This is a genomic window from Rhizobium skierniewicense Ch11, from assembly GCF_023757665.1.
Lineage (GTDB): Bacteria > Pseudomonadota > Alphaproteobacteria > Rhizobiales > Rhizobiaceae > Agrobacterium > Agrobacterium skierniewicense.
The window spans coordinates 34,766-57,922 of the sequence record NZ_RXPG01000011.1 but is presented as its reverse complement, the minus strand read 5'-3'; the positions used below and the strand labels follow the sequence as shown (position 1 = coordinate 57,922).

Annotated in this window: 19 protein-coding genes; 7 read left to right on the top strand and 12 right to left on the bottom strand. The window is 57.6% G+C overall.

Translation table 11 applies throughout. The features are described 5' to 3' along the window. The first annotated feature begins 25 nt into the window (after positions 1-25). Complete coding sequence (locus EKM04_RS11020) at positions 26-1,240, top strand: molybdopterin molybdotransferase MoeA (protein ID WP_183897308.1); 1,215 nt, start codon at positions 26-28, stop codon at positions 1,238-1,240. A gap of 543 nt (positions 1,241-1,783) precedes the next feature. On the opposite strand, the gene pyrG is transcribed toward EKM04_RS11020, so the two are convergent. The 4 genes from pyrG to EKM04_RS11000 form a co-directional block, all read right to left on the bottom strand. Further along, entirely contained in the window at positions 1,784-3,412 is a 1,629-nt protein-coding gene (gene pyrG, locus EKM04_RS11015; RefSeq protein ID WP_174152851.1) for a CTP synthase, read from the bottom strand. A gap of 156 nt (positions 3,413-3,568) precedes the next feature. Continuing rightward, entirely contained in the window at positions 3,569-4,021 is a 453-nt protein-coding gene (gene secG / locus EKM04_RS11010; RefSeq protein ID WP_174152850.1) for a preprotein translocase subunit SecG, read from the bottom strand. Positions 4,022-4,124: 103 nt separating this feature from the next. Then, positions 4,125-4,895: a triose-phosphate isomerase gene (gene tpiA, locus EKM04_RS11005; RefSeq protein ID WP_174152849.1), complete on the bottom strand. Its 771-nt coding sequence runs from the start codon at positions 4,893-4,895 to the stop codon at positions 4,125-4,127. A 184-nt stretch (positions 4,896-5,079) separates the two neighbouring features. Beyond that, complete coding sequence (locus tag EKM04_RS11000; RefSeq protein ID WP_183897307.1) at positions 5,080-5,961, bottom strand: alpha/beta hydrolase; 882 nt, start codon at positions 5,959-5,961, stop codon at positions 5,080-5,082. 173 nt (positions 5,962-6,134) lie between these two features. Between EKM04_RS11000 and parE the strand changes: the two genes are divergently transcribed. The 3 genes from parE to EKM04_RS10985 all read left to right on the top strand — a co-directional run bounded on the left by parE (position 6,135) and on the right by EKM04_RS10985 (position 10,087). Then, a complete protein-coding gene (gene parE, locus EKM04_RS10995; protein WP_183897306.1) occupies positions 6,135-8,198 on the top strand; it encodes a DNA topoisomerase IV subunit B in 2,064 nt (687 codons plus the stop codon). Between the two features lie 209 nt (positions 8,199-8,407). After that, the gene (gene grxD, locus EKM04_RS10990; protein ID WP_183897305.1) at positions 8,408-8,743 is read left to right on the top strand and encodes a Grx4 family monothiol glutaredoxin; all 336 of its coding nucleotides are present in this window, start codon (positions 8,408-8,410) and stop codon (positions 8,741-8,743) included. Positions 8,744-8,878: 135 nt separating this feature from the next. Beyond that, the gene (locus EKM04_RS10985; protein ID WP_174153026.1) at positions 8,879-10,087 is read left to right on the top strand and encodes a multidrug effflux MFS transporter; all 1,209 of its coding nucleotides are present in this window, start codon (positions 8,879-8,881) and stop codon (positions 10,085-10,087) included. A gap of 67 nt (positions 10,088-10,154) precedes the next feature. On the opposite strand, the gene EKM04_RS10980 is transcribed toward EKM04_RS10985, so the two are convergent. From EKM04_RS10980 to EKM04_RS10960, 5 genes are all read right to left on the bottom strand, one after another. Then, positions 10,155-10,979 (bottom strand): inositol monophosphatase family protein, encoded by an 825-nt coding sequence (locus tag EKM04_RS10980; RefSeq protein WP_183897304.1) that lies wholly within the window; start codon positions 10,977-10,979, stop codon positions 10,155-10,157. 24 nt (positions 10,980-11,003) lie between these two features. Continuing rightward, a complete protein-coding gene (locus EKM04_RS10975; RefSeq protein ID WP_183897303.1) occupies positions 11,004-11,831 on the bottom strand; it encodes an inositol monophosphatase family protein in 828 nt (275 codons plus the stop codon). 46 nt (positions 11,832-11,877) lie between these two features. After that, complete coding sequence (ttcA, locus tag EKM04_RS10970; RefSeq protein ID WP_183897302.1) at positions 11,878-12,756, bottom strand: tRNA 2-thiocytidine(32) synthetase TtcA; 879 nt, start codon at positions 12,754-12,756, stop codon at positions 11,878-11,880. A gap of 70 nt (positions 12,757-12,826) precedes the next feature. Further along, positions 12,827-13,756, bottom strand: coding sequence for a glutaminase (locus EKM04_RS10965; RefSeq protein WP_183897301.1), 930 nt, complete (start codon positions 13,754-13,756; stop codon positions 12,827-12,829). A 64-nt stretch (positions 13,757-13,820) separates the two neighbouring features. Then, positions 13,821-15,716 (bottom strand): L,D-transpeptidase family protein, encoded by a 1,896-nt coding sequence (locus EKM04_RS10960; RefSeq protein ID WP_183897359.1) that lies wholly within the window; start codon positions 15,714-15,716, stop codon positions 13,821-13,823. 430 nt (positions 15,717-16,146) lie between these two features. On the opposite strand from EKM04_RS10960, the gene fumC reads away from it, so the two are divergent. Then, positions 16,147-17,538 carry a class II fumarate hydratase gene (gene fumC, locus EKM04_RS10955; RefSeq protein ID WP_174152838.1) on the top strand — a complete coding sequence of 464 codons (1,392 nt, stop codon included), beginning with the start codon at positions 16,147-16,149 and terminating at the stop codon, positions 17,536-17,538. A 343-nt stretch (positions 17,539-17,881) separates the two neighbouring features. Further along, entirely contained in the window at positions 17,882-18,943 is a 1,062-nt protein-coding gene (locus EKM04_RS10950) for a GGDEF domain-containing protein (protein WP_174152837.1), read from the top strand. A 29-nt stretch (positions 18,944-18,972) separates the two neighbouring features. Here EKM04_RS10950 and EKM04_RS10945 read toward each other — a convergent pair whose 3' ends face one another. The 3 genes from EKM04_RS10945 to EKM04_RS10935 form a co-directional block, all read right to left on the bottom strand. After that, complete coding sequence (locus tag EKM04_RS10945) at positions 18,973-19,581, bottom strand: pyridoxamine 5'-phosphate oxidase family protein (RefSeq protein WP_174152836.1); 609 nt, start codon at positions 19,579-19,581, stop codon at positions 18,973-18,975. Positions 19,582-19,644: 63 nt separating this feature from the next. After that, entirely contained in the window at positions 19,645-21,462 is a 1,818-nt protein-coding gene (locus tag EKM04_RS10940; RefSeq protein ID WP_183897300.1) for a monovalent cation:proton antiporter-2 (CPA2) family protein, read from the bottom strand. A 37-nt stretch (positions 21,463-21,499) separates the two neighbouring features. Further along, positions 21,500-21,868, bottom strand: a complete 369-nt coding sequence (locus EKM04_RS10935) for a gamma-butyrobetaine hydroxylase family protein (protein ID WP_183897299.1) — start codon at positions 21,866-21,868, stop codon at positions 21,500-21,502. A gap of 173 nt (positions 21,869-22,041) precedes the next feature. Here EKM04_RS10935 and moaA point away from each other — a divergent pair, with 173 nt between their 5' ends. Further along, entirely contained in the window at positions 22,042-23,031 is a 990-nt protein-coding gene (moaA, locus tag EKM04_RS10930) for a GTP 3',8-cyclase MoaA (protein WP_178111545.1), read from the top strand. The last annotated feature ends 126 nt before the right edge of the window (positions 23,032-23,157 follow it).

Below are 23,157 nucleotides of genomic sequence, written 5' to 3'. Positions count from 1 at the left end.
GCCACCAAAAGAAAGAGGAAACCGCATGAAACCTCTCTTGCCCGTTGCGGAAGCGCAGGCGCGGTTGCTGGCTGCGGCGAAGCCCGTGACATCGGCCGAGACGATACGGCTGGAGGATGCAGACCAGCGTGTGCTGGCGCAGGACTTATACGCGCGCCTCACCCAGCCACCCTTCCATGCCTCTGCCATGGATGGCTATGCGTTGCGCGCAGCCGACGCTCCGCGGATCGGCTCGGTTCTCACCGTCATCGGCGAATCCGCCGCAGGCCATGCTTTCGATGGTCACGTGGGTGAAGGCGAGGCTGTGCGCATCTTTACCGGCGCGCCTCTGCCTGACGGCGCGGACGCCGTTCTCATTCAGGAAGATGCGGAACTGCTGGAAGCGGGCAAGATCCGCACAACATTCGAGGTCACCGAAGGGCGACATATCCGCCCGCGCGGACAGGATTTTCAGGACGGTGAGACAGGGCTGAAGGCTGGGACGGAACTGTCCTTCACCGACATCACGCTCGCCGCCGCCATGAATCATGCGCAGCTTTCCGTTTACCGCAGACCGCTGATCGCCATTCTGGCGACAGGCGACGAACTGGTCCCACCCGGCAATGTGCCGAACCCTGCGCAAATCATCGCCTCCAACACCTTCGGCGTGGCTACACTCGCACGCAGAGCTGGCGCAGATATCCTCGATCTCGGTATCGTGGCCGATGATGAAGCCCTCATCCGCGCCGCCATCGACAAAGCCATTGCCGCGAAGGCGGATGTCCTCGTCACGCTCGGCGGTGCCTCGGTTGGTGATCATGATCTGGTGCAGGCGGCGCTGAAGGCCCAGGGGATGACGCTGGATTTCTGGCGTATCGCCATGCGTCCGGGCAAACCGCTGATGGTCGGCTCCATCGGCGACATGCAGGTTCTGGGCCTGCCCGGCAACCCCGTCGCCAGCCTCGTCTGCAACCTGCTGTTTCTGGAACCCCTCATCCAAAAACTCGGCCACCGCAAGATGAGTTCCCGCGAAACCAAAGCCAAGACCGCCACCACGCTCAAAGCCAATGACCAGCGGCAGGACTATCTCCGCGCGCGCACCATTGGTTACGAAGACGGCTTACCCGTCGTGGAAGCCTTCACCAAGCAGGACTCCTCGATGATGAAGATCATGGCGCAGGCGGATTGCTTGATCGTGCGCGCGCCGTTTGCGGGGGAATTAGTCGCTGGTGGAGAGTGTTTGGTGGTGTGGTTGCGGTAACGGCGCAAATAAATTGGTACTGCCCAATTTTCGCAAGAACTGTCGTTTCAACGCCAATCCTGAATACCGTTGAACTGGTGTGGTAATTATCTGCGGCTTTTGACCATTCTCGTTGGAGACGGACAGTGGAGCAAACATTTGAAACTGTTGCATAGTTTAATTCTAGTAGTCGTCACTGCGTTTGCGGGGTGCTCGCAAGCAAGCGAAGAAAGCATTAGGCTCGCAAAAGAAGTGCAGCAGTGCATGAAACGAGGGAACGACGGAGCGCCGGTTTCAGTACCGGTACGAATCGCTCTCGCACATGACGGATCGGTGACGCTAGTCGAAGTCAAAGGACGGAACTCAGACCAAAGGCTTTATGATGCTCAAGACGCAATAATGCGCGCCATTGAGAGTTGCGCACCGTATCGTGTTGGTCGGAGTGGCGAGTTTGAGATTGTGCTTACGTATTGACGGATAACAACTTCAAATGTTCGCCACTGGCGCAAAGCAAACTTAAAACCTGAAAGGCCGCATTTCTGCGGCCTTTCCTACTCATTGACCTCAAACCAACCGGCTTCGCTCCAGCGCCGCCTCGATAAAGCTCGCAAACAGTGGATGCGGGTCCAGCGGACGGCTTTTGAGTTCGGGGTGGTATTGCACGCCGATGAACCAGGGGTGATCGGGGTATTCCACCGTCTCGGGCAGGATACCATCCGGCGACATGCCGGAGAAAACGAGGCCGTGGCTTTCGAGACGGTCCTTGTAATCCACGTTCACTTCATAGCGGTGGCGGTGGCGCTCGGAAATATCCGTGGAGCCGTAGATTTCGGCAATCTTGGTGTCTTTCTTCAGCGATGCCGTGTAGGCGCCCAGACGCATTGTGCCGCCGAGATCGCCGGCCGCGTTGCGCTTTTCGAGCTCGTTGCCCTTCACCCATTCGGTCATCAGGCCAACAACCGGCTCGGTCGTCGTGCCGAATTCGGTGGAGGATGCCGTTTCGATACCAGCCAGATTGCGGGCCGCTTCCACGACCGCCATCTGCATGCCAAAGCAGATGCCGAAATACGGCACCTGACGCTCTCGGGCATATTGGGCAGCGCGGATCTTGCCTTCGGAACCGCGCTCGCCGAAACCGCCGGGAACGAGGATCGCATCCACCTTTTCGAGATAGGGTGCTGGATCTTCCTTTTCGAAGACTTCCGACTCGATCCATTCCAGCTTGACCTTGACGCGGTTTGCAAAGCCACCGTGATGCAAGGCTTCGATCAGCGACTTATACGCGTCCTTCAGGCCGGTATATTTGCCGACGATGGCGATGGTCACTTCACCTTCCGGCGTGTGGATGCGGTTGCAGACCTCTTCCCACTGCTCAAGGCGTGGCTTTGGGGCAGGCTCGATGCCAAAGGCGGCCAAAACCTCGTTGTCGAGGCCTTCCTTGTGGTAGGCAATCGGCACGTCGTAGATGTTGGCCACATCCAGCGCCTGAATGACGGCGGATGGACGCACGTTGCAGAACAGCGAAAGCTTGCGGCGTTCGGCTTCTGGAATCTCGCGGTCGGCACGCACCAGCAGAATATCAGGGTGGATACCCAGCGCCTGCAATTCCTTGACGGAATGCTGCGTCGGCTTGGTCTTCAACTCGCCGGCTGCCGGAATGTAAGGCATCAGCGTCAGATGCACGAAGATGGCCGTACCGCGTGGCAGGTCGTTCTTGGCCTGACGGATCGCTTCCATGAATGGCATGGCTTCGATGTCGCCCACCGTGCCGCCGATTTCGCAGATGACGAAATCGTATTCCTCATTGCCTTCGGTCACGAAATTCTTGATTTCGTTGGTGACGTGCGGAATGACCTGCACCGTCGCGCCGAGATAATCGCCGCGGCGTTCCTTGTCGATGATGTTCTTGTAGATGCGGCCCGTGGTGATGTTATCGGTCTTGGTGGCCGAGCGCCCCGTGAAGCGCTCATAGTGGCCAAGATCGAGATCCGTCTCCGCGCCATCATCGGTCACGAACACCTCACCGTGCTGGGTGGGGCTCATGGTGCCGGGATCGACATTGAGATAGGGGTCAAGTTTGCGGAGCCGCACCCGGTAACCACGGGATTGCAACAACGCTCCGAGTGCTGCGGCCGCAATGCCCTTACCAAGTGAAGAGACCACGCCGCCTGTGATGAATACATATCGCGCCATGGGATTTACCGATTACCTATAAAAGAGTGATTCCGCCAGCCCAAATTTCTGAAAGCCCACATTCATCTGTTGATGAAAGGCGAAGCTTGGCCGGAATGTGAACAAAAGAAAACCGGCAGGCTTTTGGCCTGCCGGAGTGATATGCTTGAACCGGTTTTACTGTCCGGTCGGAACTGCGTTGTTGGCCGGAGCCGGTGTCGCAGGTGCCGGTGTCGTCGTCGCTGGTGCAGGCGTTGTCCCTGTGGCCGGAGCCGCAGCACCATTCGTGGACGGAACGCCGTTCTGGGCTGGAGCGGCAGGCGTCGAAGACGAGGGGCCAAGCGTGTCCAGAATGCCGTTACCCTGCCCTTGCGTGGCTGGAATGCGATCCAGAATATCTGTCGGGCGCGATTCGTAGCGGGTCAGAAGACCAAGGCCGAGAGACGTCAGGAAGAACAGCGCGGCGAGGATCGCCGTGGTGCGGGTCAACGCATTGGCCGTGCCGCGTGCGGACATAAAGCCGGAACCGCCGCCGATACCAAGGCCACCGCCTTCGGAACGCTGGATCAGAACCACGCCGACGAGCGCCAGCACGATCATGAGATGAATAACAATCAGTACATTCTGCATGACAATCCATTCCATGCCCCGTTGGGAGCACAATGAAGAAGTTTGCGGCTCTTTACATGAGGCGAAAGCGTATTCCAAGCCCCTTGCAGGACGAAAGACACCATCAAGCCGTCAATTGCTCATAAGCCGCATAGATGGACAGGAAATCAGTGGCTTTCAAGCTGGCTCCGCCAATCAGTGCGCCGTCAACATTCTCGACGCCCATCAGCTCCAGCGCATTGGTGGGCTTGACCGAACCGCCATAGAGAATGCGCATGCTCTTGCCTTGCGCGCCGAAGCGCTTGACCAGCTCGTCGCGCATGAAGGCATGCGCTTCGCGAACATCCTGCGTAGTTGGCGTAACACCGGTTCCGATCGCCCAGACGGGCTCATAGGCAATCACGGTATCTTCCGCCGTCGCTTCGTCCGGCAGGGAACCGGCCAGCTGGCGCTTGAGCACGTCCAGCGTCTGGCCAGCCTTGCGCTCGTCTGCCGTCTCACCGATGCAGACGATCGCGACCAACTCGGCAGCGTGCGCAGCAGACGCCTTGATGCGGACCAGATGGTCGGTCTCGGCATGGTCGGTGCGGCGCTCGGAATGACCGACGATGACATGCGTGCCGAAGCAATCGGCAATCATTTCAGCGGATATGTCACCCGTGTGTGCACCCGACGGGTTCTGGTGGCAATCCTGCGCGCCGATCAGGAGCGGGCTGTCGTCGCAGAGCGCAGTGGCGACATACAGCAATGTCGAGGGCGGGCAGATCAGCGCATCTACCTTCTCGGACAGCGAACCTTTGACACCTTCGGCCATCGCCTTGATCTGATCGAGCGAATCGCGCGTCCCGTTCATCTTCCAGTTTCCAGCGACGAGCGGGCGAACATCAGGGGTCATTGCGATCCATTCCTCTTTGGTTTGACGGGCGCTCGCGTAAAACGGGAGCGCCAAAACGTCCGTGATACCTCCGTCTTAAAACGTACAGACGAAATTTGGTATCAAAAATAACAGTTTTCTTGCAAATCCTCGCCCAAAAACGCCGTTTTTTGCGCGTTTTCGGTGTTGCAGCGATATTTTCTGCTTAATGTGTCAGCAAAAAGTTCAAGACTGCGCGCCAGTCGGTCATCCGCACCGGCGTTCCGTGCGTGCCACTCTTGTACAGCGTGAACCGCGTCGGCTGTCCGGCTTTCAACAGGGAGCGGAACATCGTGGCCTGCTGGTCGGCCGAATAGACCTTGTCCTCACTGCCATGCGTGAACCAGACCGGCTTCTTCGCCTTGGCAAAAGCACTCTTCGCGAAATCAGGATCGACCGCGCCGCCAAGAATGGCCATACCCTGCAGGCCGGACACAGCCTGGCTGTCGCGGCTGATGCCGTAGCAAATGAAGCTGCCCATCGAGGCGCAGGCAAGAATGACGGGGCGTGCGCCGGATTTCGATTTCGCATCGGCAATCAGTCCAGCAATGTCCGCCACCCCCTTTTCGTCAAAGCTTTTAACGCTCGGCGCGTAATATGTCCCGCCGTTGGCAACCGCCAGGTTCTTCAACCGGTTGAAGTTTCCGCCGAAGGTATAATCATTCATGCCCAGCCTGCGGTCGCCGCCACGGCCATGAATGAAAATCACCGTAAAGGCCTGACCGGACTCGGCACCCACGCGCCCAACATCAAGCGCCCTGCCCTTCACCGAGATCGTTTCAAGGTCCTGAAACTTCTTCGGCGCGAGATCGATATATTGTCGTTTCACCCGTCGCTCGGGCGTCTCGTCGCGCCCGTTGATGTCGCGCATCTCCTGATAATCGATGATCTGCGATGCGCCGTTATCGCCTGTCGACAGCACTGTCTGGCTCGAAAAAAGCTCATCCTTGAAGGGTTTCAGCGGCCCTCCGGTGCCCTGCGCCGAGACTGGCACGATCGCAACAGACAGGCAAAAAAGAGTACAAAAGGTGAAAATAGCTGTGGACATGCCTTGAGGAACCTATTCAATTCGGCCAGAACACTTGCCATCCGAGCAAGCGCGGCGCAATCCTTGGACGACGCGAAAACCGATCATCCGTGCTTGAGCAGACAATGTGCGTTGTCATCCGTGGCAAATCATAACTCTGCTCGCATGGCCAAATTCTGATTGAACTGGGCACAATGGACGATAGCAACGATCTCTTTTCAAGCCAAACCTCATCGAAGCCAGAGCCGGAAGCAGCTGTGGCGAAAACTGCGCCCGTGGTAAAGGCTGTCGCTAGCACGCCGAAGCCTGCGGCAGTGACCACCTCGTCGGAACAGGAATATGGCGCTTCGTCCATCCGCGTCTTGGAGGGTCTTGAGCCCGTTCGCATGCGGCCCGGCATGTATATTGGCGGGACCGATGAGAAAGCGCTGCACCATCTGTTTGCCGAAGTCATCGACAACTCCATGGACGAGGCCGTCGCGGGCCACGCCAACTTCATCGAAGTTCACCTGGATACCGAAGGCTTTTTGACGGTCAGCGACAATGGTCGTGGTATTCCCGTGGAAAACCACCCGCAGGTTCCCGGCAAGTCGACGCTCGAAGTCATCATGACCAAGCTGCATGCGGGCGGCAAGTTCGATGGAAAGGCTTACGAGACATCAGGCGGCCTTCACGGCGTGGGCGTCTCCGTCGTCAATGCTCTCTCGGACCTTCTCGAAGTGGAAGTGGCACGAAACCGCAAGCTATACCGCCAGCGTTTTTCGCGCGGCATCCCGACGGGCGGGCTGGAAGAGCTGGGCGATGTGCACAATCGTCGCGGCACGCGCGTTCGCTTCCATCCTGACCCGCAGATTTTTGGCGATCACGCAAAGTTCGAACCAGCCCGCATCTTCCGTATGGCGCGCTCGAAAGCCTACCTGTTCGGTGGCGTCGAGATACGCTGGAGTTGTGACCCTGGCATGGTGCCACCGGACGGTGACATCCCGGAAAAGGCCGTTTTCCACTTCCCCGGTGGCCTGAAGGATTATCTGGCGGCGACGCTTGGCAAGGATTTTACCGTCACCCGCGAAATCTTCTCCGGCAAGACCGAGAAGACCGGCGGCCATGGCGCCATGGAATGGGCCGTGACCTGGTATGGCGGCGATGCGCAACTGCATTCCTATTGCAACACTATCCCGACGCCCGAGGGCGGCACGCATGAGGCCGGGCTTCGCATCGCGCTGACCAAGGGGCTGAAGAACTACGCCGAGTTGACGCAGAACAAGCGCGCGAGGGAAATCACCACCGACGACGTGATGATTTCCGCTGTCGGCATGCTGTCCGTCTTCATTCGCGAACCGGAATTCGTCGGTCAGACCAAGGACAAGCTGGCCACTGTCGAGGCGCAGCGCATCGTTGAGAACGCGCTTCGCGATCCGTTTGACCATTATCTTGCCGGCAATCCCAATGAAGCGGCCAAGCTTCTGGACTGGGTTATCGAGCGCTGCGAAGAGCGCCTTCGTCGTCGCAAGGAAAAGGAAGTCAACCGCAAGACCGCCGTTCGCAAGCTGCGCCTTCCTGGCAAGTTGGCGGATTGCTCACAGAATACGGCCGAAGGCGCCGAACTCTTTATCGTGGAAGGCGATTCGGCTGGGGGGTCAGCCAAACAAGCGCGCAACCGCGCCAACCAGGCTATCCTGCCGCTGCGCGGAAAAATTCTCAATGTCGGCAGCGCAAGTCGCGAAAAACTGTCCGCCAACCAGCAGATCGCCGACCTCATCCAGGCGCTGGGTTGCGGCACGCGCACGAAATATCGCGATGAAGACCTGCGCTACGAGCGCATCGTCATCATGACCGATGCCGACGTGGACGGCGCGCATATTGCCTCGCTGCTGATCACCTTCTTCTATCAGGAAATGCCAGAACTCATCCGCGGCAGTCACCTCTATCTGGCGGTGCCGCCGCTCTACGTCATCCGCCAGGGTGCCAAGACGGTTTATGCCCGTGATGACGTCCATCGCGCAGAGCTGATGGAGACGGTTTTCAAAGGCAAAAAGGTCGAAATCGGCCGCTTCAAAGGTCTTGGCGAAATGATGCCTGCGCAATTGAAGGAAACCACCATGGACCCTTCCAAGCGCACGCTTTTGCGCGTGGAAATCGACGACGTGGATTTCGAGGGCACCCGGGACGCTGTCGATAATCTCATGGGCACCAAGCCCGAAGCCCGCTTTCGCTTCATTCAGGATCGTTCAGCATTTGCGGAAAATCTGGATATTTGACGACCTGTGTGATCCGCAGGAAATCTCAAACTTCCGAGCGGTCGAGATATTTAAGCGCGTGGACCACCGTCGCCTTGTCGTCAAACGCATAGACGCTATGCGCAACTCGTTTGGATTTTTTGCCATTAACGGCTGGAAATCATGTGCTACCATGTTATCTAAGAGCGAACGAAGCAGCGGCCTTGAACCGCATGTGAAAGGAAATCGCCATGAGTGGCATTCACGAAATGATTGACGGCGAAGTGAAGGGCAGCGATATCGTGCTCTTCATGAAGGGAACCCCACAATTTCCACAGTGCGGCTTTTCCGGCCAGGTTGTGCAGATCCTCGATTACCTCGGCCTTCAGTATAAGGGCATCAACGTGCTCGCCGACGCTGATCTGCGCCAGGGCATCAAGGATTATTCCAACTGGCCGACCATCCCCCAGCTCTACATCAAGGGCGAGTTTGTTGGCGGCTGTGACATCATAAAAGAGATGTTCCAGTCGGGCGAGCTTCAGGACCATCTCCAGGAACAGGGTATCAGCGTCCGCGGCGCGGCGTGATTTCGGCCGGGAAGTCCCGGCCCCCCTGACGTTTAAAATCTGTCTAGGCGTTGCCCCAAGCAACGCCTTTGCCGTTCTTTTGGGACAAATTCTGTGACAAATCTTTCACAATCCGATCCGGCACGCGCTATTACCATGGGGCGTACGGAATTCATCGGGCTTGCGGCAGCGCTGATGGCGCTCAATGCGCTTGCCATCGATATCATGCTTCCCGGCTTGCAGGAAATCGGCGCGGCGTTGGGTGTGGATAACGAAAACCACCGCCAGTATGTCATCTCTGCCTATCTCCTGGGCTTTGGCATTTCGCAGCTGTTCTACGGGCCCATTGCAGACCGCTTCGGACGTCGCAAGCCGATGCTGTTCGGTTTGGGCATCTACATCCTGTCATCCATCGCCGTCATCTTTGTACCGTCCTTTGCGGGGCTTCTGGTGCTGCGCTTCATTCAGGGTATAGGATCGGCCGCCACCCGCGTTATCACCGTCTCCATCGTTCGCGATGTCTACGGCGGACGCCAGATGGCCGAAGTCATGTCGTTGATCATGATGGTGTTCATGGTCGTGCCGGTCATCGCGCCCGGGACCGGACAGATCGTGCTGTTCTTTGGCGATTGGCACCTGATTTTCGGCTTTATGGCGGGTATCGCCATCATCGTGACGGTCTGGATGTACCTCCGCCTGCCGGAAACATTGGCGCCGGAAGATGTCCGCCAGTTGACCGTCGCATCTGTCCTGCAGGGCTTCAAGATCGTGCTGACGAACCGGGTCGCGCTTTGCTACACGATTGCCAGCACGGTCATCTTCGGCGCGCTGTTCGGTTTCATCAACTCTGCGGAGCAGGTCTATAAGGGAATTTACGGGCTTGGACCGTGGTTTGCGGCAGCCTTTGCCGGCGTCGCGCTGTTCATGGCGCTATCCTCGTTCCTCAACTCCCGTCTTGTCGGGCGTTTCGGGATGCGAAAGCTGTCGCATGGTTCTCTGGTCGCCTTCATCGTCATCACCTTCGTGTGGCTGATGGCACAGATGTTCGGACCGCAGCCGATGCCGTTCGTCCTGTTTATCGTCATGTTTGCCTTGGCGATGTTTCAGTTCGGTCTTATCGGCTCGAACTTCAACTCACTGGCGATGGAGCCGCTTGGCCACGTGGCCGGTACAGCGTCATCCGTCATCGGCTTCATGAGCACCATCGGCGGTTCTCTCATTGGTGCGGCGATCGGGCAGGCGTTCAATGGCACGGCCCTGCCGATGGTCGGTGGTTTCTTCATCGTGTCGGTCGTGGGCCTTGTTTTCGTCGTGATCGGTGAAAAAGGTGCGCTGTTTCAGCCGCAAAACAAACCGACCCACTGAGCGGATCCGAAAAACAAAAACGCGCGGATGGTGACATCCGCGCGTTTTGCGTTTGAATGAGATCGCCTCAGACCGTGAAAACCTTTTCGCGCAGCAGCTCCCACGTCTCTTCATTGGCGGTCAGCAGAAGCCCGCCATCCACGTGGTGCGGCAGATACGGCGAACCGTCGAAGCGGGCGGCGTAGGCGCCGGCTTCCTTCGAAATCAACGTGCCGGCAAGATGATCCCACGGCATCAGCTTGTTGTACATGAGGAAATGCATATGACCGCCGCAGAAGATGCGGTACTCGTGGGCGGCACAACGGTAGCTGGTAAACAGCCGCACATCAGCCAGATTGTTGAGCAGACGGCGGCGCACATCGCCTTCGAAATACCCGGTATTGGCAATACCCACCATCTGTGACAGCTCTGGCGGTGGTACGACGCTCATCTGGCTCTGCGAGCCATCGGCACTGCACATCCAGGCGCCCGATCCTTTTTCCGCGATCACCCAGTCATTGCCCATGGGGTCGTAGATCAGACCGGCAATTGTCTCGCCTTTCGACACCACACTCAACATGACGCCGAACAACGGTAGACCGGCGGCGAAGTTGAAGGTGCCGTCGATGGGATCGACCACAACAGCCAGATCCGCCTCACCCAGTTTGGAGAGCAGCGACGGGTCAGCCGCCACCGATTCTTCGCCGACGAACAATGCGTCCGGCATGAATTCGGCGATCCGCGCGCGGATCAGGCGTTCGGCAGCTTCGTCGGCTTCGGTGACGAGATCGATGGCCTCCGTCTTTATCCGTACATCGCCTTCACCCAGATTGCGAAATCTCGGCATGATTTCCACAGCTGCTGCCTCTTGCAGGGCATTGGCAAGGGACGCGATGTCGACTTCAATGGTCATGGATATTCCTTTCTCGTGTTGTCTTCAAAGACCAACAATCTCGCGACGAAGCATCTTCCAGCTGTCCTTGTCCGGCGCAGACAGGATGCCGCCGGTCAGATCGCCGGGACGATAGGGCGTGCCATCGAATTTGGCCGTGTAGCCGCCCGCTTCCTGATGCGTCAGAACACCGGCGAGATGGTCCCACGGCATCAGCTTCTCGTGGCCGATGAAATGCAGTTTGCCGCTAGAAACCAGCCAGTATTCGTGGGCCGAACAATTCAGCGCTAGTGCCATCTTGGCCTTGGTCATATTGGCAGCGATGATCGGACGCCGCTCCTCGAAGCTATGACCCCACGAAAACACGCCAACCATCTGGGAAAGATCGACAGGCTTTGCCACGCAAAGTTTGACGTCGCTACCACCCTTGGGTTTTAGCGTAGCACCCGCACCTTTCATCGAGACAATCGTATCACCCATAACAGGGTCGTGAATGATGCCTGCGACGGTCTCACCCTTGACGGTGACGGCAAGGAGAGTCCCAAACGCAGGAAAACCTGCGGCGTAATTGAATGTACCGTCGATCGGATCGATCACGAAGGCGAGCGGCGCATCCACCAGTGCGGGGACCACAGAACGATCTGCGTCGTAAGCCTCCTCGCCCACGATATGCGCGCCGGGGAAACGTTCCAGCAATGCGGCCGTTATGCGCTTTTCTGCACGAACATCTGCTTCGGTTACCAGGTCGACGGTTGATGTCTTTTCGGAAATGTCGGATGCGCTCAGATTTCGGAAGCGGGGCATGATTTCGGTTTCACCGGCGTCGGCAACGGTGGCGACGAGAAAATCAAGATCGGTATCGGAAAGGGTCATGAAGGTTTTCTTTGAACGTGGGAGAGAAGCTTCACGACCTAAGCCTCTAGCATGACGGATCAGTGACAATCAGGCCCGCAAAATCGAAAAGCTTCGTGTCGAGCAGATGCGATGGATTGACGTGCGCCATGGCGCGCAGCATCACATCCTTGCGGCCCGGCATACGGCGTTCGATATCGGCCAGCATATCCTTCATCGCATTGCGCTGAAGGCCATCCTGCGAACCACAGAGATCACAGGGAATGATGGGGAAATCCATGGCAGATGCAAACTTCGCCATGTCGTCTTCGGCGCAGTAAGCCAGCGGACGCAGCACCATCAGATCGCCCTCGTCATTCATCAGCTTTGGTGGCATGGCAGCAAGCCGCCCGCCATGAAACAGGTTCATGAAGAAGGTTTCGAGAATATCTTCGCGGTGGTGACCAAGGATCAGTGCGTCACACCCCTCCTCGCGCGCGATGCGATAGAGATTGCCACGGCGAAGCCGGGAACAGAGCGAACAATAAGTCCCGCCAGCAGGCACCTTTTCCTTCACGATGGAATAGGTGTCGCGGTATTCGATGCGATGCGGCATGCCGATCTTCGTCAGGTAGTCCGGCAGAATATGCTTGGGAAAATTGGGCTGCCCCTGGTCGAGATTGCAGGCGACGAGCTCCACGGGCAGCAGACCGCGCCATTTCAGGTCGAGCAGCAGCGCCAGAAGTCCGTAGCTGTCCTTGCCCCCCGACAGTCCGACCAGCCAGCGTTTCTGACCTTTGAGCATATCGAAATCATCGAAAGCCTGACGAACATTGCGCAACAGCCGCTTGCGCAGCTTGTTGAACGACACGGAACGCGGCGCATCAGCAAAGAGCGGATGCGCGCCACCCTGCTCTTCAGGCTCGACGGCCTCCGGCGTGTCATCGATCTCGGCAGCAATGGTCATGGCAATCTCGCTTGGTCCTGAACGTTTGAAGCGTTCCGGGTTCAGGGAATGCCCGCATCTGCCGTGAAGATCAAGCCCCGAATACGGACCAGCCCATTTCGTTCGCCAGCATTTCCAAAGCATCGGAGCCGAGTGCGGAGTTGCCGACCTCGTTCAACCCTGGAGACCAGACCGCAATCGACGCCTTGCCCGGTGCGACGACCAGAATGCCACCGCCCACGCCACTCTTGCCGGGCAGGCCGACATGATAGGCGAAGTCTCCCGAGCCATCATAGTGGCCGCAGGTCAGCATCAGCGCATTGATGCGTCGCGCCCGCTTGTCCGATACCACGGAGTGACCTGTCACCGGGTTGCGCCCGCGATTGGCCAGAAACAGTCCTGCCCGCGCCAGCTGAACGCAGTTCATCGAGATCGCGCATTGGTGAAAATAAACGCCCAGCGTATTCTCGACCGGATTGTGCAGATTGCCGAAGCTGCTCATGAAGTTCGCGAGCGCAACATTTCTGAACCCGGTCTTCTGTTCCGACTTGGCCACCGCATCATCGATGGAAATCGTATCGTCGTCGGCCAGATATTGAATGAAACGCAGCAATTCACCGATGACTTCGCGCGGCTGGTGTCCCGCCAGAACCATGTCTGTGATGACGATGGCACCGGCGTTGACGAAAGGATTACGCGGAATTCCCGCTTCGCGCTCCAGTTGCACGATTGAGTTGAAGGAGGAGCCGGAGGGTTCGCGGCCCACACGTTTCCATACGCTCTCACCGGTCTTGCCGAGCGCAAGCGTCAGCATGAACACCTTGGATATGCTCTGTATCGAGAACGGTACGAGCGCGTCGCCCGCAACGAAGGTCTGCCCCTCGACCGTGGTTACCGCGATGCCGAACTGCTTTGGATCAACCTTGGCCAGTTGCGGGATATAATCTGCGACCTTGCCTTCGCCCAGACGCGCGTGCATTTCCTCGTAGATGGAATCGATAACCGCCTGAATGTCCCGCATGCCCCTGCCCTCTGATAGAAAAAGCGCCTGTGAAGGCGCTTTTTTTGTTTTGCTGGCGTTCCCTTTAGATGGAAGACGAGCGCGTTTTCGTCGTGGCGTCAAACGCCTTCATGACGTAGCTGTCACGGTCATAGACATCGTCGAAATACTGCACGCGGCCGTCCTTGTCAGGCCAGGCCGTGAAATAGGCGACGTAGACAGGCACCTTGCCGGACACCTGGACGGCGCGGTTCTGGCCCGCGGCAATCTGCTTGTCGACATTGTCGATGGTCGTGCCGAGAACGGCAGCGGCCATGCGACGTGGGTCGACCAGACGAATGCAGCCGTGGCTCAATGCGCGCATGTCGCGGCTGAAGAAGCTCTTGGCCGGTGTGTCATGCATGTAGATGGCATGGGCGTTCGGGAACAGAATCTTCAGATCACCGAGCGCATTGTCGCTGCTTGGTGGCTGGCGAACCGAGATCGCGTTGGTGGAGCCATACCAGTTGACGTTGGAAGACGACACCGAGCGTCCGTTGACCTGAACTTCGTAACCCAGACGGTCCAGATAGGACGGGTCGCGGCGAAGCTTTGGCAGCATCTCGTTGACGATGATGGACTGCGGAACGCCCCAATAGGGGTTGAATTCAACGGTCTGGATTTCATCCTGGAAGAAGTAGGTCTGGTTCGCCTTGGAACCGATGACCACCTTCATACCGAAGTCTTCTTTGCCCTCATTATGATAATACGCCATGAAAGCGGGCTGGTTGATGAAGACGAAACGGTCGCCCAGATCGGCGGGCAACCACCGAACCTGCTCCATGGCCACTTCCAGCTTGGCGATCTTGGCTTCGTTGCTGTCGCCGGTCATGGCACGCACGGTTGCGCGGCCGATGACACCATCGGCTTTCAGGCCCTTTTCACTCTGGAATGCCTTGACGAGATCGACCAGTTCCGGCGTGTATTCCGGTGTCTGCTGATAACCCGCCAGTGTTGTTGCGTGGTCCGTCTTCAGGCCAGCCGACGAGCGATGCTCGATGGCTTTGACGACCGTTGCCATATCGGCGTTGTTGTCGCCCGGCTTCAGAACGAGATCGGCAGGAACGACAACCTTCTGGCCTGTATCCTTGTCTTCGTTGCGCAGCTTCAAAAGCTCCGCCTTCAGCGCCTGATATTCGACGTTGGACGGTTCGCGGCTGCGCAGATAGGCGCCGACATCCGGGCTCATGCTGGCAAGCTTCAAAACGGGCGTCAGATTGACTGTCTTTCGCTTGAAGTCGTGGTATCCAGACAGCTTGTTCGGATCGACACGGCCACGGTTCGTGTCCTGGACGTAAGCCAGAACCTTGGCGGACAGCGCCAGTTCGAACCGCATCATGGCAGGCGGAATGGTCTCCTGCTCGGTAACAGCGACGTTCTGGACCTGTGCCTCCGGCTCAGTGGAAATGCTGGCGGTCACGTCCTGCGAGGGAGCGGAAATGGCATAATCTGCCGGGTTAAGCCCGCTGTCTCCAACCGTATCGAAGAAAGCGAGAACGGCACTTGCGCGTGCGTTCAGATCGCCATTCGACACCCAGATGGGAGCACCACCTGCATTGTAATAGGCTTCCAGCGCCTTTGCGATTTCAGGTGTCGCGGACAACTTGGCACCGGCAAGACCGGACGAGAACTTGGACGTATCGACGGCACGGGTACTGTCGGTCTTGTATGTATAATAACGCGGACCGGAAACGCGCGGCAAAGGCTCGGGATCCACATCACGCGTCGCTGCCATTCCCGGCTGGGTCACACCCGGCAAACCACTGTCCTGACGCTCACGCTCGACCTTGCCAGGTCCGCCGCGCAAAATATCCATGAGAGTAACAGCACCTGCTGTACCCGGCACGCCCACTGAGACGGAAAGACCGAGTGCCAGTATCCACGTTGCCGATATTTTTCCAGATGTGATTTTCAATGTAATCCTCGCCGCGTCCCGCGCCATCATTCATCGATGCGCATATGAGAAGTCTGTGTCTGTCTAGCTGATTGGGCATGTTTTGGGAAGAAACGCACGAAGTCCAATCCAGTGCCAGACAAGGGTTTCCATCACGAAAAAATTCGTGTTGGCGTGGGCCCCACGTTTGGCCAGAATAGTTAAATTTCTCTTTAGTTTCTTAACATTGAGCAAACAAGTTTTCGTCACGTATCCGGCATAATGCAGGAACATCAGCCCTTTCGGTCAAGTGACCCAAATACCACGCAGCCAGACTTTCGAAATCGATTGGCATCGGCCCCGGAATCCGTCGCGAAATATGGTGGCAGTGGGCACGACAGGCTTTTCATGATTGCGCTATCGCTTTATATGTCTGCCCGCGCGCAAGGCTCAAGCAGACAGCTGGCTTGCCGGAGGATACACAGGAGAGGCAGGACTGATGACAGCCACACGCACAGAAACCGACACATTCGGCCCGATCGAGGTTGCCAGCGACCGTTACTGGGGCGCACAGGCGCAGCGCTCGCTCGGAAACTTCAAGATTGGCTGGGAAAAACAGCCCGCATCGGTCGTTCGTGCACTGGGTATCGTCAAGCAGGCAGCAGCCCGCACCAACATGGCGCTGGGTGGGCTCGATGCGCAGGTTGGCGAGACCATCGTCAAGGCTGCACAGGAAGTCATCGATGGCAAGCTCAACGACCACTTTCCGCTTGTGGTCTGGCAGACCGGCTCCGGCACGCAGTCCAACATGAATGCCAATGAAGTCATCTCGAACCGGGCGATTGAGATGCTCGGCGGAGACATGGGCTCCAAGAAGCCCGTTCACCCGAACGACCACGTCAATATGAGCCAGTCGTCCAACGACACCTACCCGACGGCCATGCATATCGCCTGCGCTGAGCAGATGGTTCATCATCTGCTGCCGAGCCTCAAGCACCTGCATGCAGCCCTTGATGCAAAGGCCAAGGGTTTTGCCCATATCATCAAGATCGGTCGTACCCACACACAGGATGCAACTCCGCTGACGCTTGGCCAGGAATTTTCCGGCTACGCAGCCCAGGTCGCTTCTGCCATCAAGCGTATCGAACTGACGCTGTCGGGCCTTTACGAACTCGCTCAGGGCGGCACCGCCGTTGGCACCGGCCTCAACGCGCCAGTCGGCTTTGCCGAGCAGGTGGCCGAAGAGATCGCGAAAATCACCGGCCTACCCTTCGTGACCGCTCCCAACAAATTCGAAGCGCTTGCCGCCCACGATGCGATGGTTTTTGCGCATGGCGCCATCAATGCCGCAGCCGCAGCCCTCTTCAAGATCGCCAACGACATTCGCTTCCTCGGCTCCGGCCCACGTGCAGGCCTCGGCGAGCTGGCGCTGCCTGAGAACGAACCCGGTTCGTCCATCATGCCCGGCAAAGTCAATCCGACACAGTCGGAAGCACTGACGCAGGTCTGTGCGCATATCTTCGGCAATCAGGCAGCGATCACATTTGCCGGAAGCCAAGGCCATTTCGAGCTGAATGTCTACAATCCGATGATGGCCTATAACTTCCTGCAATCGGTACAACTTTTAGGCGACGCAGCCGTGTCCTTCACCGACAATTGCGTCGTCGGCATCGAAGCCCGCGAAGACAATATCAAAAAAGGCGTCGAAAACTCTCTTATGCTGGTCACAGCGCTCAACGGCAAGCTGGGCTACGATGCCTGCGCCAAGATCGCCAAGACCGCACACAAAAACGGCACGACGCTTCGTGACGAGGCCGTGGGTGGTGGTTATTTGACCAATGAAGAATTCGACCAGTATGTCCGGCCGGAAAACATGATCGGCCCCAAGTAAGACAGACAGATGAAAACGGCTCTTCGGGGCCGTTTTTTCTATCTGCTTTTTGGGAGAGGTCTCAACCCGCGATTCCACGCGGCCGATAAAACACTGAAAAAATGCGAATATTTGCTGCACTACAACAAATTACCTCTATAAATTTACCTGCAAAATGCTATGTGAAATCACGACTTCTGATTTAGCCGATTCCGATTTAAGCATTTGAACGGCATGAAACGGGAGACAGCTTTATTGGGTCATCTTGCCGTAAAACAATGCTCTGTCTTTGCTTGCCGGGATTTCAGAATAAGTTTGATCTTCCCGTAAGGCACAATACTAACGTCATTTCTGGAGTGACTTGATGAGTACGACATCAACGCCCAAAGCTCCCGATATCGCAGCGCAGATCATGTTCGCGATGCGCAATATGGGCGTTGTTCCCATTCCACGAAACTACAACCTGTTTTACGAGGCCTATATCGGCTCCAATCCCGCTTTGACGCGTGAGCTCAGCGTGTTGGGAAGCCGCGTGACACAGGAGGAGCTGGATGAACTCGGCGCCCGTTATTTCGACCATACCCATGGGCAGTTGATCGAGGCTGCACGCGACAAGTTACAGTCGGAGTTGAATGCACTCCTGATCGTCCTCCAGCACGAGCAGACCTGCCTGGAAAATTATAATCGCATTCTCGATGAAACACGGGCTGGCATCCTGGACAAAAGCCAGTCCAGCGCGCAGCTTCTGCGCACTGCCATTTCCATGCTCGCAGATGCCACGGGCGAAAAGATGGCGGAGAACGAGACGACGTCGAAAGGCATGGACCGCCATGCAGAAGAAATGCAGCAGGTCCGTCTGGAACTGGATGAGTACAAGCGCATCGCCAATACCGATTCTCTGACGCGCCTCTCCAACCGCCGGGCATTCGACGAAAAGCTTGCTTTCATCTACGATACGACGGTCGGCTTGCACCTCTCGGCGCTCATCCTGTTGGATGTGGACAATTTCAAGAAGATCAACGACGCCTTCGGTCATCCCGTGGGCGACAAGATTTTGGCAAGCGTCGCCTCCGTCATCAGGGCAAGCGTGCGCAAGGACGGTTTCGTGGCGCGAAGCGGCGGCGAAGAGTTCGCCATCATCATCGACGGCATCACCCAGGACGAGGTTCACGCCATGTGCGAGCGCATCCGCACCACGCTGGAAAAGACGCCGTTTCGCAATTCCAAATCCGGCGTCGACTATGGTCAGGTCACCATATCCATCGGCTATGCCATGGCATCACAGGCGCAAAACCCTGGCGAGCTCTATGGTCACGCCGATACCGCGCTCTATCACGGCAAGGAAACCGGCAGAAACCGCACGGTTTGCTTCGAAGAGGGCATGAAGAAAAATTATTCCGGCAAAAGCTGGCTAATCTACAAGTAGGGGCCGAAAGTCTTGGCCCCGACGCAATGTCACCACATGGTTTTCGCGGCACGCTCCGGCCATTCCCGATCATACGTATCCTTGTCGAAATCCGCCGTTGCGGCTTTCATCAACGCACCCGGCGTGGGCAAGGATGCGGGATCGATGAAGTTTTCGGTCTTCCAGAGTTCGGACCGGATGAGCGCCCGCGCGCATTGGAAATACACCTCGTCAATCGTGATGACGGTCACGGTCCGCGGATGCTTGCCGTCCATCTCGAAACTCTCAAGTAGCGCAAGGTCCGCAGAAACCACAGCCGTTCCGTTCACACGCATCGTCGTGGTTGAGCCGGGAACGAGGAACATCAAAGCCACACGCGGATCGCGCACGATGTTGAGCAGCGAATCGATGCGGTTGTTGCCGCGCCAGTCCGGCAGCAAAAGCGTCCTGTCGTCTTGAACCCTGACAACACCGCCCTTGTCACCACGCGGTGAGCAATCCATGCCTTCGGGACCCACAGTTGCGAGCGCCACGAATGGCGATGCTTCGATCATCTGCCTGTATTCGGCGGTCAGGGCCGGCGTGACCTTGATGGTGGAAGCCTCGGCAACGGTCCCGTAAATCGCCTTCAACTCGTCTACGGACTGAATGATCGTCATGGTGGTTTCCTCCTCGTGGCCGCCGTTCAACAGTAACAATGCGACAAGCGCGTGACACTGCCGTTAGCTTTCCTCAAGCTCTTTTTGCTGCGCCTCACGTTCTGCACGCTCACGTGCGGTACGGGCTGCGACAATATCGGCAGGCTGTGCATTGCCGCGGATGAGGGAACGACCGGCATAGACACCGCCGACGACCTCGAGCGCAAAGCGCTCCTTGTCGACATCGCGGAATTCTTCCACCAAGCGTTCGGCCAGTTCTATCTCTTCACCCACGGCTGTCAGCACCTTTTCGCTAAAGTTGAGCGCAGATTCGTAGGTTTCGCGGATCTGATAATCCACACCGGCTTTCAGGAGGTCGAGCGCATGGCCACGGTCGAAAGCGCGGGCTAGCACCGGCACCAGCGGGAATTCATGCTTGACGATTTCGGCGATGCGGATGGCGGCTTCCTTGTCGTCCACGCAGATCAGTACCGCGCGCGCCGAGCCCGCTCCCGCTGCATGCAGAATTTCCGCCCGCGAACCATCGCCGTAGTAGACCTTGAAGCCGAAGTCGGATGCATCGCGCACGAAGTCCGCGTCCCTGTCGACCAATGACAGCGTATAGCCGCGCGCCAGAAGGGGCTGGCTGACGATCTGGCCGAAGCGACCGAAGCCGATGATCAGGATGCTGCCATCGACATTTTCGGGCAAATCCAGGTCGTCCGTCTTGGCCATGGCCTTCGGCATAATGCGATCATGGGCAATGACCATCAGTGGCGTGAGGACCATCGAAATGATGATGGTCGCCGTCAGCACCGCATTGGCTTCTGCATCGAGGATACCGGCAGCCAGTGCTGCGGAGTACAGGACGAAGGCGAATTCGCCACCTTGAGCCATCAAAACCGCCCGCTCGATGCTCTCGCGCTGGCAGGTGCCCACGACCCGTGCCACGCAGTAGATCAGCAGTGCCTTGACAAGCATATAGGCGATGACACTCATCACCACGAGTTGCCAGTTGGCTGCGATGACCTTGAGATCGATGGCCATGCCGACGCCAAGGAAAAACAGGCCGAGAAGAATACCACGGAAGGGCTCGATATCGGCCTCAAGCTGATGACGGAACGAGGATTCCGACAGAAGCACCCCCGCCAGAAAGGCACCCATCGCCATCGACAAGCCACTGACCTGCATCAACAGGGCCGATCCCAGCACGACCAGCAGGGCCGCAGCCGTCATCACTTCGCGTGCGCCTGATGATGCCAGCAGACGGAAGAACGGATTGAGCAGGTATCGACCAGCGACGACCAGGGCGACAATCGCGGCCAGCGCGATACCGATCGACGTCATCCGCTCCGAAAGCGTCACAGCCTCACCACCCGCTCCGAGAAACGCGACCAGCACCAGAAGCGGCACGATGGCCAGATCTTCGAACAGAAGGATGGCGATGATGCGCTGGCCTTTCAGCGTCGACATGCTGTTGCGCTCTTGCAGCATCTGCATGACGATGGCGGTGGAGGTCAGCACGAAGCCCGTACCGGCGACGAAAGAATGAATGAGCGGAAAGCCAAGCGCGAGGCCCACCAGCGTCAGCCCGGCCATACAGGTCAAGACCTGCAACGCACCAAGCCCGAAAATATCCTTACGCATGGACCAAAGCCGGGAAGGCTGCATTTCCAGGCCGATGATGAACAGGAACATGACGACGCCGAGTTCGGCAATGTGGATAATCGCCTGCGGGTCAGAAAACGCCCCGAAACCAAACGGGCCAATGACCAGACCGGCGGCCAGATAGCCTAAAACCGAACCCAGACCTATCTTCTTGAAAAGAGGCGCGGCGACGACACCTGCCGCCAACAGGACGACCACTTGCGCCAGATCATTTGCATTTCCCTCGACCGCCAAGTGTCACCCCTGTCCCTGTATGAAATATGCATTCCTGCTAACGGATTTTGGGCTCCCGGCTCAAGCCTTTTTCTGCCAATTCCCCTTCATAACCGGTGAACAGTGCGTCACCGCTCTCGCCCAATTCGAAAAGATACTTCCACGTGTAGATGCCACTGTCATGACCATCATCGAACGCGATACGCACGGCGTAATTGCCGGTAGCCACGACGTTACGAATGGCGACATGTCTCTTGCCCGGCACGGTGATCTTCTGGCCCGGCCCATGGCCCTGAACTTCCGCCGATGGTGAAAGCACGCGCAACAGCTCAGCGGACAGTTCAAAGGACGCGCCATTGTCGAATGTCACGACAAGATGTTTCTTGTCATTCGATACCCGCAATTCCGTTGGCCAGGGCTCACTCATTTTTCATTTCCGTCCCATGATAATATACTGCACACTTATGACCTTGCCCGCCTGCGGGCAAGCCACTACATGAAGGCAGCGCATATGCGGCAGATTGCAATGGAGATTTCAGCGTGAACAGCTTCCTCGGTTCGCTTCCTACAGCGGAATCGCTGGCGGAAAGCACCACACCGATGGTCGATCCGTTTGGCCGCGCAGTGACATATCTGCGCGTATCTGTGACGGATCGCTGCGATTTTCGCTGCACCTATTGCATGTCCGAACACATGACATTTCTGCCCAAGAAGGACCTTTTGACGCTGGAAGAGCTGAACCGACTCTGTTCCGCCTTCATCGGCAAGGGCGTACGCAAGATCAGGCTGACCGGCGGCGAGCCACTCGTTCGCAAGAACATCATGCATCTTGTGCGTGATCTCGGTCGCCATGTTCAGGCCGGAACTCTGGACGAGCTGACGCTGACCACCAATGGCTCGCAACTGGCGACCCATGCCGCCGAACTTTTCGATTGCGGCGTGCGCCGCATCAATGTGTCGCTCGACACGCTCGATGCCGACAAGTTCAAGCAGATCACCCGGTGGGGTGACTTCTCCAAGGTGATGGGCGGTATCGATGCAGCGCTTGCTGCTGGGATCAAGATCAAGCTCAATGCCGTAGCCCTCAAGGATTTCAACGAGCACGAGATCCCTCATCTGATGCAGTTTGCGCATGAGCGCGGCATGGACCTGACCGTCATCGAAACCATGCCGATGGGCGAGATCGAAGAGGACCGCACGGACCGCTATCTGCCGCTGTCGCAGGTCCGAGCCTCACTCGAAGAGACATTCACGTTGAGCGATATCGGCTACCAGACCGGGGGTCCCGCACGCTATGTGTCCGTGAAGGAAACCGGCGGTCGGCTCGGCTTCATCACACCGATGACCCATAATTTCTGCGAAAGCTGCAATCGCGTTCGCCTCACCTGCACCGGTACGCTGTATATGTGCCTTGGTCAGGATGATGCCGCCGATTTGCGCACGGCGTTGCGGGCTTCCGACGATAACGCGCTTCTGTCGCAAGCCATCGACGAGGCGATCCTGCGCAAGCCCAAGGGTCACGATTTCATCATAGACCGAACCCATAAGAGACCCGCCGTCGCGCGCCATATGAGTGTGACCGGCGGTTGATATCGCATTATTCAACTCTCCTGAGATTATTCGATTGAAATCCAGATAAACGCATGTCACCCCTATTCTGTAAGAGGAGTGGGCGGAGTCGTACGACAGGCAGCAACGCCGTTCCGTATCTGGGAT